The sequence below is a fragment of the Sphingobium sp. Cam5-1 genome (genome assembly GCF_015693305.1).
GTDB lineage: Bacteria > Pseudomonadota > Alphaproteobacteria > Sphingomonadales > Sphingomonadaceae > Sphingobium.
In genome coordinates, this window is record NZ_CP065138.1 from 1,122,125 (window position 1) to 1,134,906 (window position 12,782).

The 12,782-nt window shown below is 62.9% G+C and carries 11 protein-coding genes; 8 read left to right on the forward strand and 3 right to left on the reverse strand.

What is annotated here, in order from left to right; translation table 11 throughout:
* Positions 1 to 72: 72 nt before the first annotated feature.
* Positions 73 to 1,353, reverse strand: coding sequence for a hypothetical protein (locus IZV00_RS05680; RefSeq protein WP_196226176.1), 1,281 nt, complete (start codon positions 1,351 to 1,353; stop codon positions 73 to 75).
* A 223-nt stretch (positions 1,354 to 1,576) separates the two neighbouring features.
* Between IZV00_RS05680 and gyrA the strand changes: the two genes are divergently transcribed.
* Both gyrA and IZV00_RS05690 read left to right on the forward strand, forming a co-directional pair.
* Positions 1,577 to 4,309 (forward strand): DNA gyrase subunit A, encoded by a 2,733-nt coding sequence (gyrA, locus tag IZV00_RS05685; RefSeq protein WP_196226177.1) that lies wholly within the window; start codon positions 1,577 to 1,579, stop codon positions 4,307 to 4,309.
* The gene (locus IZV00_RS05690; RefSeq protein WP_196226178.1) at positions 4,306 to 4,653 is read left to right on the forward strand and encodes a DUF952 domain-containing protein; all 348 of its coding nucleotides are present in this window, start codon (positions 4,306 to 4,308) and stop codon (positions 4,651 to 4,653) included. Before gyrA ends, IZV00_RS05690 begins: the two co-directional genes overlap by 4 nt.
* A 60-nt stretch (positions 4,654 to 4,713) precedes the next feature.
* Here the strand turns inward: IZV00_RS05690 and IZV00_RS05695 are convergent, their stop codons facing one another.
* Together IZV00_RS05695 and IZV00_RS05700 are read right to left on the reverse strand one after the other, a co-directional pair.
* Entirely contained in the window at positions 4,714 to 5,622 is a 909-nt protein-coding gene (locus IZV00_RS05695; protein WP_196226179.1) for a DUF4238 domain-containing protein, read from the reverse strand.
* Complete coding sequence (locus tag IZV00_RS05700; RefSeq protein ID WP_196226180.1) at positions 5,623 to 6,741, reverse strand: glycosyltransferase; 1,119 nt, start codon at positions 6,739 to 6,741, stop codon at positions 5,623 to 5,625.
* A 53-nt stretch (positions 6,742 to 6,794) separates the two neighbouring features.
* Here IZV00_RS05700 and IZV00_RS05705 point away from each other — a divergent pair, with 53 nt between their 5' ends.
* From IZV00_RS05705 to IZV00_RS05730, 6 genes are all read left to right on the forward strand, one after another.
* A complete protein-coding gene (locus IZV00_RS05705) occupies positions 6,795 to 7,643 on the forward strand; it encodes a lysophospholipid acyltransferase family protein (protein WP_196226520.1) in 849 nt (282 codons plus the stop codon).
* Between the two features lie 50 nt (positions 7,644 to 7,693).
* Positions 7,694 to 8,338 (forward strand): phosphoribosylanthranilate isomerase, encoded by a 645-nt coding sequence (locus IZV00_RS05710; RefSeq protein ID WP_196226181.1) that lies wholly within the window; start codon positions 7,694 to 7,696, stop codon positions 8,336 to 8,338.
* Complete coding sequence (gene trpB / locus IZV00_RS05715; protein ID WP_196226182.1) at positions 8,335 to 9,564, forward strand: tryptophan synthase subunit beta; 1,230 nt, start codon at positions 8,335 to 8,337, stop codon at positions 9,562 to 9,564. Before IZV00_RS05710 ends, trpB begins: the two co-directional genes overlap by 4 nt.
* A gap of 148 nt (positions 9,565 to 9,712) precedes the next feature.
* Positions 9,713 to 10,543: a tryptophan synthase subunit alpha gene (gene trpA / locus IZV00_RS05720; protein ID WP_196226183.1), complete on the forward strand. Its 831-nt coding sequence runs from the start codon at positions 9,713 to 9,715 to the stop codon at positions 10,541 to 10,543.
* Entirely contained in the window at positions 10,540 to 11,391 is an 852-nt protein-coding gene (accD, locus tag IZV00_RS05725) for an acetyl-CoA carboxylase, carboxyltransferase subunit beta (RefSeq protein ID WP_196226184.1), read from the forward strand. Before trpA ends, accD begins: the two co-directional genes overlap by 4 nt.
* 26 nt (positions 11,392 to 11,417) lie before the next feature.
* Positions 11,418 to 12,743, forward strand: coding sequence for a bifunctional folylpolyglutamate synthase/dihydrofolate synthase (locus IZV00_RS05730; protein WP_196226185.1), 1,326 nt, complete (start codon positions 11,418 to 11,420; stop codon positions 12,741 to 12,743).
* Positions 12,744 to 12,782: the final 39 nt, after the last annotated feature.

Genomic DNA, 12,782 nt, shown 5'->3' on the forward strand with positions numbered 1-12,782 from the left:
CGCAGGTCCCTGTTATTTCGATGATAGGAAAAAAGGTGCGCCCATCACCTGACGGGCGCACCCTGTTTCAAATCAGGCCTTGGTCGCGAGATAGGCCAGCCAGAGATCAGCGATCTTCTTGCGCGTCCCGGCCTGAACCGATTGGAACGCCGCCTTGGCCGAAGCGAAATCGCCGCCCATTGCCTTGGCAATGCCCATGCGCGTATTCACTTCGTCCGCATCGACGCCGCCCTTCTGCTTGGCGAGGTCGAACAGAGCAGCCGCCTTGGCATAATCGCCATAGCCCAGGTAGGCGTCCGCAGTGGCCGCCGCGATCTTGCCAGTGGCAGCCTTGCGGGCATCAGCTTCCGCGGAAGCCAGCGATGCCTTGTCACCCGCAATCTTGGGCGTTGCGGTCTGGTACAGGTCCGCACCTGCCGTGCCCTTCAGCACGCCCTTTGCCCGACCCTGGTCAATCGCCGACTTCACCTCGCCATAAATGCCGGTCTTCGACGCCATTTCGGCATATTCAAGGAAGTCACCTGCGACCACCAGGCCGCCCGATGCCGCCATCAAACGCAGGACGTCCAGATTCTCACGCGTCGTGATGTTCGGGTTGGATTGCTGGAACAGACGGATGAGCGTGCGAAGATTTTCGCCATTGGGAGCCGCCTGATAGGCCAATGTTGCCCATTCGGTCACTTCGGGCAGGCGCGAAGCCGCCGCGCGGCTCACGCCGATCTGATACCATTGGGCGGGCACCTGACCACCCGCCGCCTTGGTGGCGTCGGCTGCGGCCTTCAGGGCAGCAAGGCCCTTCTGATTGAGCCCGCGAGCGGGTTCAGCGGAAGGATTGGCTGTGCCTGCCTTCCCGAAATAGGCCTGCGCCAGCGTCGCGTTGACCGCTTCAGGCTTGTAGCCCGCCTGAGCCGCCGCCTGCGCCCGCTGGATTGCCAGATCGTAATTCTTCGCCTGCAACGCCTGATCGGCGGCAACAGCGTTAAACTGCCCGACCTGATCCGCCGGGGTAAGGCCGCTGTCCAGCATCTGCGTCAGCGCCTCGCTCTGCATCGCGCTGTCCTTGGCGGCGATGGAGGTGTTCAGCTTGATCGCGCCGATCTGATATTTGTCGTCGTTCGACTTGGCCTTGCTGTCCGCATCGGCCAGCGCCGCCTTGGCTGCGGCAAAGTCGTTCTTTTGCGCTGCTGTCTGCGCCGTCTGCAACGCCTTGAGCACGTCAGGGGATACGTTGAGCTTGGGCGCGCCGCCCTTCTTCTCTTCCTTCTTCGCCGCCATCGCGGGCGCGGAAATGGCGCCGCCAGCCAGCGCGAGAGTCAGCGCGAACGCCACGGGGGATACAAAACGCATGATCATCTTCTCCTCTGCGCCTTGGGGAAAGGCGCCCTTGATTAAGCGCCGATTAGGGGGCGGCGCGTGAATGACGTTTGAACATCGTATATGCAGCAGATTTCCGCCTGTCAGCCCTTTCTTACAGCTTGATCTGACGCGAGCGCGCGTGCGCGCGAGGGGTGACAGAATTGTTTCGCTCCGCTAGTGCATGAGCAACGAAACAGTTCCATCCAAAAAGAGAATCGCATTGACCGACGAGACTGCCCTCGCCGACCCTTCGGACATCAGCCCCATCTCCATCGTCGATGAGATGAAGGCCAGCTATCTCGACTATGCCATGTCGGTCATTGTCGCCCGCGCCCTGCCGGATGTGCGCGACGGGTTGAAGCCGGTCCATCGCCGCATTCTTTTCTCGGCCCATGAGTCGGGCTTTCAGCATAACAAGCCCTATCGCAAGTCGGCCCGCATCGTCGGTGACGTGATCGGTAAATATCACCCGCATGGCGACAGCGCGATCTATGACGCCTTGGCGCGCATGACGCAGGACTGGTCCATGCGTGTGCCGCTGATCGATGGTCAGGGGAACTTCGGTTCCATGGACCCCGATCCGCCAGCGGCCATGCGGTACACCGAAGCGCGCCTTGCCAAGGTCACGACTGCCCTCTTGGAGGATCTCGACAAGGACACCGTCGATTTCCAGCCCAACTATGACGCTTCGGAAAGCGAGCCGCAGGTCCTGCCCGCCCGTTTCCCGAACCTGCTCGTCAACGGCGCGGGCGGCATCGCGGTCGGCATGGCGACCAACATTCCGCCGCATAATCTGGGCGAAGTGATCCGCGCCTGCCTGGCCTATATCGACAATCCGGCGATCACGATCGATGAACTGATCCAGATCGTTCCCGCCCCTGACTTCCCGACCGCTCCACTGATCCTTGGCCAATCCGGCGCCCGCAACGCCTATCATACCGGCCGTGGCTCGATCATGATGCGCTCGCGCCATGTGATCGAGGAAGGACGCGGCGACCGCCGATCCATCGTTCTGACCGCCATTCCTTATCAGGTCGGCAAGAACGGCCTGGTCGAAAAGATCGCCGAAGCCGCAAAGGACAAGCGGATCGAGGGCATCAGCGACATTCGCGACGAATCGAACCGCGAAGGCGTGCGGATCGTCATGGACCTGAAGCGCGATGCCACGCCGGAAGTCGTGCTCAACCAGCTGTGGCGCAACACCCCCGCCCAGTCGAGTTTCCCGGCAAACATGCTCGCCATTCGCGGCGGCCGGCCGGAACTGCTCAACATCCGCGACATTATCGAGGCGTTCGTCCGCTTCCGCGAAGAGGTCATCACCCGCCGGACCAAGTACGAGCTCAACAAGGCACGCGACCGCGCGCATATCTTGCTGGGCCTCGTCATCGCGGTCACCAACCTCGATGAAGTCGTCCGCATCATCCGTGGATCGGCCAGCCCCGCAGAGGCGCGCGAAACCCTGCTCGCCCGCGATTGGCCGGTGGCGGAAATCGCGCCTTACCTGAAGCTGGTCGAAGCGATCGAGACGGAAGCGGGCGGCGAAACATACCGCCTGTCGGACATTCAGGTCCGCGCCATCCTGGACCTCCGCCTCCATCGCCTGACCGCGCTCGGTCGCGACGAGATCGGCAATGAACTGGCCGAACTGGCCGCAGCCATCGCCGAATATCTCGCCATCCTCGGCGACCGAGTGAAGCTCTACGCGGTCATGCGCGAAGAGTTTGAGGTCATCGAACGCGACTTCGCCACCTCGCGCATCTCGGAAATCACCGCGGCCGCCGACGGTATCGAGGATGAAGACCTGATCGAGCGCGAGGAGATGGTCGTCACCGTCACCGTGCAAGGCTATATCAAGCGCACGCCACTCGAAAGCTTCCGCGCCCAGGCGCGCGGCGGCAAGGGCCGCTCCGGCATGGCGACCAAGGATGAGGACGCGATCACCGAACTGTTCGTAACCTCCACGCACACGCCGGTCCTCTTCTTCTCGACGGCGGGGAAGGTCTATCGCCTGAAAGTCTGGCGCCTCCCCGAAGGCGGTCCCGCCACACGCGGCCGCCCTATGGTGAACCTGCTACCGCTCGGCCCCGGCGAAACGATCCAGACCGTCCTGCCGCTGCCCGAGGATGAGGACAGCTGGAAGGACCTGCACGTCATGTTCGCGACCGCGAACGGCACCGTCCGCCGCAACAGCATGGACGCCTTCGCCAACGTGCCGAGCAACGGCAAGATCGCAATGCGCTTCGATGAGGGCAGCGACGATTGCCTGATCGGCGTGGCGCTGCTCAGCGAAGAGGATGACGTCCTCCTCGCCACCCGTCAGGGTAAGGCCATCCGCTTCAAGGCGACCGACGTCCGCGAATTCCAGAGCCGCACGTCAACCGGCGTGCGCGGCATGACGCTCAAGAAGGATGACGAGGTCATCTCGCTCTCCATCCTCCACCGCTCCGGCGCGAATCAGGAAGAGCGCGACGACTATCTCCGTTTCGCCCCCTGGAAGCCCGAAAAGGAAGGCTCGCCGCAGATGAGCGAGGAACGCTTCGCCGAGCTGCAGGCGAAGGAGCAGTTCATCCTCACCGTCTGCTCCAACGGCTATGGCAAGCTATCCTCGGCCTACGACTATCGCCGCACCGGGCGTGGTGGTCAGGGCATCACCAACATCGACAATATCAGCCGCAACGGCCCGGTCGTCGCCAGTTTCCCCGCGCGCCACGGCGATCATCTGATGCTCGTCACCGATCAGGCAAAGCTGATCCGCATGGGCCTCGACACCCTGCGCGTCATCGGCCGCAACTCGGCAGGCGTCCGCCTGTTCAACGTGTCCGACGACGAACATGTCGTCAGCGCCGCGAAGATCGAGGAAAGCGACGAGGAAACCGAAGTCAGCACCCCCGCAGGCCTCGAAACCTCGCCCGAAGTCAGCCCTGAATCCGACCCGGACCTCACCGAAGAGTGACCGACCTCTTCGCCTACAAAATCCTGACCAGGGATCAGTACGACCAGCTAAAGACCGACGGCGTGTTCAAAGGCGCGCCCGTCGATCTTGCCGACGGCTACATCCACATGTCCACCCGGCAGCAGGCCGCCGAAACCGCCGCCAAGCACTTCGCAGGCCAGGACAATCTGGTGATGATCATGGTAGACCTCGCCCCATTCGGCGATGCGCTGAAATGGGAAGCGTCACGCGGCGGCGCGCTGTTCCCGCACCTCTATACCGACCTCCCGCTCAGCGCGGTTGCGGGGAAGGTGGTTTTGCGGTTGGATGAGCAGGGCAAGCACCTGTTCCCGGCGGGGTTCTAACCCCCTTCGTTTCGAGCGAAATCGAAAAACGAAAGCGCCCGCCGTTAGTACCCGCCTCCTCTATTCTTCTTCACGATATTTCTGCACAACATCTTTAATAATGGTACGGTGCTCTTCCGTAGCAAAGTGCTCCTCGACAAAGGTCAACTGATCTAAACTGGTCGCGCCCACACATATGGACGCGCGCGAAACAATCACCTTGTTGATTTGCTGCACAAGATCATCCGAATCTGTGCTCTGGAACATCTCACGTGTCTCATCGTCTCCTTGATTGGTCCCCACAAACAAGCGCCTCGGACTGATCGGAATAACCAGATAAGCGCCCTTCACATTGAGCGGTGTTGTATGTTGTAGCGGCGCGTCACTGATTAAGAACTCAAGTCCGCCTTTCATCTCACCCGTTGTCCAAATCATATTATTTATCCGTTCGCCACGGTGGTCGTCATCAATGAGGCGACGCAGGATTTCCATTGCAGCCTGTTCGATCCAATCCGGCGCAACAGTGGCGATCGCCTCGCTGAAGGCATCGGGCCACCCTTCCGGTTTGTCTCTGAGGTATGCTGCTCGCTGTTCGGGGGTTTCTTTGCTCAGCAAGATCCGGATAGCTTCTTTATACGCGGCCAGATTTTCGGGCGTCCGAAATAGCAAAGAGGCGATGAAGCGCGTCCAATCGCTGCGCTCTGGCATTTTCCAATGAACGATTTCGTCCCGCATGAGTAGCCGATGCGCTCGGGCAGCTTTATCATCGACCATCGACAGGAACGCCTTTTCAAATTGTTGGGCGTAGTCCTTGGGCAATCCAGGCGTCGTATATAGCTCCCGCTCGTAACCGATCTCGGCCGGAGCAACGAGCTTTCTCGCGATCTTCTTTCCGTATGGCCGCGTGAAACGCCACAACTTACCGTCATTCACGGCCCATTCGGAAAGCAAAAACTGTGGAATGAAGTGATGCTTCTTAGGATCTGACATCTATTTTTTTCTCTCCAACCGCACCACCTTCCCTCTCTTCACCCAATAATCAAACCCACCCCACCTGATCCGCCTCGAACAAACCGCCGCCACCTGCATCCCCAAATGCACCCAGCACACCAAAAACGGCGCCAGCACATCCCACCAGAGCGACCGCCTCGCCGCCAGCACCTGCCCCGGCTCCAGCACGCCCCCCAAAATCCGCCACCGCACCAGCGCCCGCCCGACAGCCCCACCATAGCCCACAGCCACAGCGCCCAAACCACCCCAGCCAAGCGCCCACAACCAGCCCAAAGCCTGTACGCCAACGACGGCGGCAGCAATCCCCCACATCCCCGGACTATTCGTCCAGATATGCCGATACTGCCGCACCCCAAAGCCCATCGCCCCCCGCCCCTCCAACGGCGAGGCCACCAGCAAATCCCGCACCGGCCGCAACCGCAGCTTCGCCCGCCACCCGGCCAGCCCGATCGCCATGTCATCCGACAACCGCCCCGCCAGCGCCGCATCCAGATCAAGCCGTTCCGCGACCTCCCGCGTCAACGCCATAGCCCCGCCCCATGGCATGGTCGCACTCGCCGCCCGGGGCAAAGTCGCCAGCTGCATCTCCACCGTCCCCACCAGCGCGGCCACCGCATTCCGCTCGGGCAACAACAATCGATAGCCAGTCACGATATCCGCCTTCCCCCGCACCAGAGGAAAGAGCAGCCGCCCCACTAGCCGCACCGGCGGCTCAATATCCGCATCCACAAAAACCAGATAGCGATCCCCCGGCCGCAAAGCCCGCAAAGCCGCCCGCAACTTATGAACCTTCTGCCCTTCATCCACCGCGATACCCGCGCGGACGATCTGCACCCAATCCCCCTCCCGCGCCGCCAAGGCCTCCGCCGCCGCGCACCCGCCACTCGAAGCAATCACCAATCGGAACTGCGCCGTCTGCGCCTTCAACCGGGCGATCAGTTCCGCCCCGCCATCCCAGTCATCCCGCACCGACAGCAGCACGACCACACCCTCAGGCGCCTCCTCCTGACGATCGACCGGAAGATGCCGCCAATAGTTCAGCACCCCCAGCAGCGTCAGCCCCTGCAACACCACCCACAGCCAAAAGGCCCAACCCATCGTAAATCCAAGCCCTTTACCGCCCCGACCGCTGCTGTATGACGCTTGGCAAGATGCTCTCCAACCCTTTTCTCTTCACCCTCCTGCGCCTGCTGCCGGCGTCCCTCTCCTCATGGCTGGGCGGCTGGCTGTCGGCGAACGTCGCACGCCGGACCATGAAGCTGCGGGACCAGCGCGCCCGCGCCAACCTCGCCATCCTGCGCCCGGACCTGGACGAAACCACGCGCGAGGCCATGCTCACCCGCCGCTGGTTCAACCTCGGCCGCACCATGGCCGAACTCGCCAATGTCGACCGCCTCGTGAACAACCGCCATGTCAGCATCACGAACGAACCAGCCTATCGGGAAGCGCTGGCCTCGCCCCGCCCCATGATCTTTCTGACTACCCATATCGGCAACTGGGATTTGCTCGCCGCTCATTTGAAAGCGTCAACCGATCGTCCCGGCCTCGGCGTCTACGACCCTCCTTCAGACCCTGCTCAGGCCAGGATGCTGAAGCGGGCACGGGAAAGCTATATGGGGGAAGCCATCACCGGCGGCGGCGCGGCCCGATCGATCCTGCGTCACCTTGCGGAAAAGGACAGGGCGATGCTCTACATCCTGGTGGACGAACGGAGGGATCGACAGGTGTGGTTCCCGCGCTTCGGCAGAAATGTGGAACCGTCAGGAAATCTTTCCATCGCGTTACGCCTTGCTCGGCGCAGTAACGCCCGCTTCCTGCCTTTCACCTTGGCAAGGACCAAGGGCGCTCATTTCCGTCTCGATTGGCTCCCGCCGCTTGATCCTCTGATCATGGACGAAACCGATCTGCTGGATCAAGTCGACGCCTTCCTCGGCAAAGCCTGCGTCGACCATGCGGACCAATGGCTCGCCCTGCATGACATGGATTTGACGACCCCTTGAGTAGCACGGAGCATATGGTTCTCGGTGACCTCACCCGCTAAAGCCCCCAAATGTCCCGACTCGCCATCAAGATTTGCGGCCTTTCCACCTCCGACACAGTCGGAGCAGCTATCCGCGCAGGCGCAACCCACCTCGGCTTCGTCCATTTCGCTAAAAGCCCACGCCATGTCGAAGCGGACCAACTGCGCGCCCTCGCCGCAACAGTCCCCGCCCATATCGAGCGCGTCGCCGTCCTAGTCGACCCCACCGACGAAACCCTCGCCGAACTCGCGGCAACAAACGCCCTCACCGCCCTGCAACTCCACGGCAAGGAAAGCCCGGAACGCACTGCTGCCATCGCTAAGCGCTTCAGTCTCCCCGTCTGGAAAGCCATTTCCGTAAAAACCCGCGCCGACATCGACGCCGCCAAAGCCTATACCGGCGCGGCCGACCTCCTCCTCTTCGATGCCAAAACGCCGGATGGCGCGGCGCTGCCCGGCGGCATGGGCCTACGCTTCGACTGGACGCTCCTGCGCGGCGTCCCCATATCCATGCCCTGGGGTCTTTCAGGAGGCCTCGGCATCGACAATGTCGCCGAAGCGATCCGCATTACCGGCGCCCCGATGATTGACGTTTCTTCCGGCGTGGAAAGCGCGCCGGGCATCAAGAGTGTGGACAAGATCATGGCCTTCTGCAAAGCGGCACAGCAATCATGACCATCAACAATTCCCTTCGCTCGCAACCGGATGCCTCCGGCCATTTCGGCTCCTTCGGCGGCCGCTATGTCGCGGAAACGCTCATGCCGCTCATCCTGGAGCTGGAGAAGGTCTATAAGGAAGCAAGGCAGGACCCCGCTTTCGAAGAAGAGTTTGAGGAACTGCTGCGCAACTATGTCGGCCGTCCCAACCCGCTCTACTATGCCAGCCGCCTGACCGAAGCGCTCCGCGCCGATGCACCCGAGGGTAAAGGCGCAAAAATCTACCTGAAGCGCGAGGAACTGAACCACACCGGCGCGCACAAGATCAACAATTGCATCGGCCAGGCGCTGCTCGCCCGTCGCATGGGCAAGAAGAAGGTGATTGCCGAAACCGGCGCGGGCCAGCACGGCGTCGCCACCGCCACCGTAGCCGCCCTGTTCGGCATGGAATGCAAGATCTTCATGGGCGCCAAGGACGTCGAGCGGCAGAAGCCCAACGTCTTCCGCATGAAGCTCCTCGGTGCTGAAGTGATACCGGTCGTTTCCGGTTCCCAGACGCTGAAGGACGCGATGAACGACGCCCTGCGCCACTGGGTCTCGAACGTCCACGACACCTTCTATATCATCGGCACGGCGGCAGGCCCGCACCCTTATCCGGAACTGGTCCGCGACTTCCAGTCGGTGATCGGCCGCGAAGCGCGCGAGCAGATCCTCGAAATTGAAGGCCGTTTGCCCGACATGCTTATCGCCCCGGTCGGCGGCGGCTCCAACGCGATCGGCCTCTTCCATCCCTTCCTCGATGATGTTGAGGTCAAGATGATCGGCGTGGAAGCCGCAGGCGAGGGTCTCACCGGCAAACATGCCGCCTCCCTCGCAGGCGGCGCGTCGGGCATCCTGCACGGCAATCGCACCTATTTGCTCCAGGACGAAGACGGCCAGATCACCGAAGCGCACAGCATTTCGGCGGGCCTCGACTATCCGGGAATCGGCCCTGAACATAGCTGGCTGCACGAGATCGGCCGCGTAGAATACATGCCGATCACCGATGACGAAGCGCTCGCCAGCTTCCAGAAGCTCGCCGCTCTCGAAGGCATCATCCCGGCGCTCGAGTCCGCCCACGCCATCGCCAGCGCGGAAAAGGTTGCGCCCACGATGGACGCGGACCAGATCATCATCGTCAACCTCTCAGGACGGGGCGACAAGGACATCTTCACCGTCGCCGACGCGCTGGGAGTGGAGATGTGAATAACCCTTCACAGCCAGCCACCCCCTCCCCCGTTCGGGCTGAGCTTGTCGAAGCCCTTCACTTCTCTCAAAGAAAGAAAAGCCCTTCGACATCTAAACGAGACAAGTGGCTCGTTCAGACAGGGCGAACGGATATTGGAATTTCACTGTGACCGCTGACCGCCTCGCCACCCGCTTCACCGCCTGCAAGGAAGCAGGCCGTGCCGCCCTCATCACCTTCGTGACCGCAGGCGACCCGACCGTAGCCGCCACCCCCGCGATCCTCGACGCGCTCGTCGCCGGCGGCGCTGACATCATCGAACTCGGCATGCCCTTCACTGATCCGATGGCGGACGGCCCCGCGATCGAACTGGCCAACCTACGCAGCCTTGGCTCAGGCACGAAGACCAAAGACATTTTCCACCTCGCCACCACCTTCCGCGCCCGCCACCCGCATATCCCGCTGATCCTCATGGGCTATGCCAATCCTATGCTGATCCGCGGCTCCGAATGGTTTGCGCAGCAGTGCCGCGAAGCTGGCGTGGATGGCGTGATCTGCGTCGATGTCCCGCCTGAGGAGGACGCGGAGATCGGTCCGGCCCTGCGTGCGGCAGGCGTTCACCTGATCCGCCTTGCCACGCCGACCACCGACGCCGCCCGCCTGCCCGCCGTCCTCGATGGCGCCAGCGGCTTCCTCTACCATGTCGCCGTCGCGGGCGTGACCGGCAAGCAGCAGGCTGCGCAGGCCGCTGTTGAGCAGGCGGTGGAGAAGCTCAAGGCCGCAACCGACCTCCCCATCGCAGTCGGTTTCGGCGTCCGCTCCGCCGAGCAGGCAGCCGCCATCGGCCGCGTTGCTGACGGCGTCGTCGTCGGGTCAGCCATTGTCGATATAGTCGGCTCGCACGGCGATGCCGCCGCGCCCTTCGTTCAGGAGTTCGTCGCCACATTGAGCGGCGCCCTCAAAGCCAACAGCCCTCATTTCCGGGAGACCGCCGCATGAGCTGGATCAACCGCGTCCGCAACGCCGTTCCCTTCCTCGCAAAGAAGGAAACCACCGCCGAGACGCTGTGGCACAAATGCCCGTCCTGCACTGAGATGATCTTCATCAAGGAGTGGGAGGATAATCTCTCCGTCTGCCCGCGCTGCGACCATCACGGCCGCATCGGCCCGTCTGAACGGTTCGAGCAAATCCTCGACGCGGGCTTCATCCTGCTCCCCACCCCACCGGTGCAGGAAGACCCGCTCAAATTCCGCGATTCCAAGCGCTATCCCGACCGCATCAAGGCCGCCCGCGCGTCGACAGGCGATCAGGACGCCCTCATCAACGCGCGCGGCGCGATCGACGATGTGCCGCTGGTCATGGGCGTGCAGAATTTCGCCTTCATGGGCGGCTCCATGGGCATGGGCGTCGGCGCGGCCTTCATCCAGGGCGTCAACGAAGCCATCGGCCACAAATGCCCCTATGTCATCTTCACCGCAGCAGGCGGCGCACGCATGCAGGAGGGCATATTGTCCCTCATGCAAATGCCGCGCTCGACTGTCGCCATCCAGAAGCTGCACGCGGCGGGCCTGCCCTATATCGTCGTCCTCACCGATCCGACGACCGGCGGCGTCACGGCGAGCTACGCCATGCTGGGCGACGTCCAGATCGCCGAGCCGAATGCTCTCATCGGCTTCGCAGGCCAGCGGGTCATCGAAAGCACGATCCGCGAAAAGCTGCCCGATGGTTTCCAGCGTGCCGAATATCTGCTGGAACATGGCATGCTCGACATGGTCGTCCACCGCAGCGAATTACGCGACACGCTGGCCCGTGTGATCGGCTATCTAGCCCCTCGCGCAGCCGCCTGACGCGATCGCGCGAGGAACATAGGGCCATGCCCGACCACGCCTTTTCGGACGACCCGGCGGTCCAATCGCAGCTGGACCGCCTTGCCACGCTGTCGCCGGGCGCGGACATATTGGGTCTCGAACGCATTACCAGCCTGCTTGACCGGCTCGGCAATCCGCACCGCGAGTTGCCGCCCATCTTCCACGTCGCAGGCACCAACGGCAAAGGCTCGACTTGCGCATTCTTGCGCGCCGCGCTCGAAGCCGACGGCCGCAGCGTCCACGTCTTCACCTCGCCTCATCTCGTCCGCTTCAACGAACGCATCCGCATCAACGGCCAGCTGATCAGTGACGAAGCGCTCGCCCGCTATCTCTCCCGCGTCCTGGACGTGGCCGAAGGCATCGGCGCCAGTTTCTTCGAAGTCACCACCGCCGCCGCCTTCCTCGCCTTCGCCGAGCATCCAGCCGACGCCTGTATCCTCGAAGTGGGGCTGGGCGGCCGCCTGGACGCTACCAACATCATCGAAAATCCCGCCGTCTGCGGCATCGCCCAGCTCGGGATCGACCATCAGGCGTTCCTCGGCAACACGCTGCGCGACATCGCGGCGGAGAAGGCGGGCATCGCCAAGCCCGGCGCCGCCTTGGTAACTCAGCGCTACCCCGAATCACTGGCCCCCGCGATGCGCGAAGCCGCGAGCCGCGCCCGCACCGACTGGCTCCCCATGGGCCAAAGCTGGGACGCCGCCAGCTACCGTGACCGCCTGCACTATCGCGACGAACAAGGCCGCATCGAAACCCCGCTCCCCCGCCTTCCCGGCGCGCATCAGGTGCAGAACGCCGCCCTCGCCTTCGCCATGTTGCGCCATCAAACCGCCCTGCCCGTCAGCGAAGCCGCGCTCAAAGCCGCCCCCCTCTGGGCGCACTGGCCCGCCCGGCTCCAACGCCTGGACCACGGCCCGCTGCTAGCCCCCCTCCCCCCGGAAAGCGAAGCCTGGCTAGACGGCGGCCACAATGCCGGAGCCGGAGAAGCCATCAGCGCCTTCTTCACCGCAGATCGTCTCGCCGACCGCAAACTTCACCTCATGATCGGCATGCTCGCCAACAAGGAAGTGGATGCCTTCCTCTCCCCCTTCGCCGGACGCATAGCCCACATCCACGCGCTGCCCGTCCCCGGCCACGAGCACCATTCCGCCAACCGCTTCGCCGCCATCGCGGAGCGCTGGGGCATCGAATGCACAGCGCATGCCAACCCCGCCGCCGCCATCAACGCAGTTGCGGCGTCATCCCAAATAGAAGCCCCCCTCCTGCTCATCGCCGGGTCCCTCTACCTCGCAGGCGAAATTTTGCGCCTGAACGAGCAATATCCCGACTGAATATACTTGCGATTGACTCGCAATAGCGTACCTTGCTCT

Excerpts from the sequence above, each read along its gene's own strand:
- IZV00_RS05680 (WP_196226176.1), bottom strand. The coding sequence starts at position 1,353 with ATGATCATGCGTTTTGTATCCCCCGTGGCGTTCGCGCTGACTCTCGCG.
- IZV00_RS05695 (WP_196226179.1), bottom strand. The coding sequence starts at position 5,622 with ATGTCAGATCCTAAGAAGCATCACTTCATTCCACAGTTTTTGCTTTCC.
- IZV00_RS05700 (WP_196226180.1), bottom strand. The coding sequence starts at position 6,741 with ATGGGTTGGGCCTTTTGGCTGTGGGTGGTGTTGCAGGGGCTGACGCTG.
- IZV00_RS05705 (WP_196226520.1), top strand. The coding sequence starts at position 6,795 with ATGCTCTCCAACCCTTTTCTCTTCACCCTCCTGCGCCTGCTGCCGGCG.
- IZV00_RS05710 (WP_196226181.1), top strand. The coding sequence starts at position 7,694 with ATGTCCCGACTCGCCATCAAGATTTGCGGCCTTTCCACCTCCGACACA.
- trpB (WP_196226182.1), top strand. The coding sequence starts at position 8,335 with ATGACCATCAACAATTCCCTTCGCTCGCAACCGGATGCCTCCGGCCAT.
- accD (WP_196226184.1), top strand. The coding sequence starts at position 10,540 with ATGAGCTGGATCAACCGCGTCCGCAACGCCGTTCCCTTCCTCGCAAAG.
- IZV00_RS05730 (WP_196226185.1), top strand. The coding sequence starts at position 11,418 with ATGCCCGACCACGCCTTTTCGGACGACCCGGCGGTCCAATCGCAGCTG.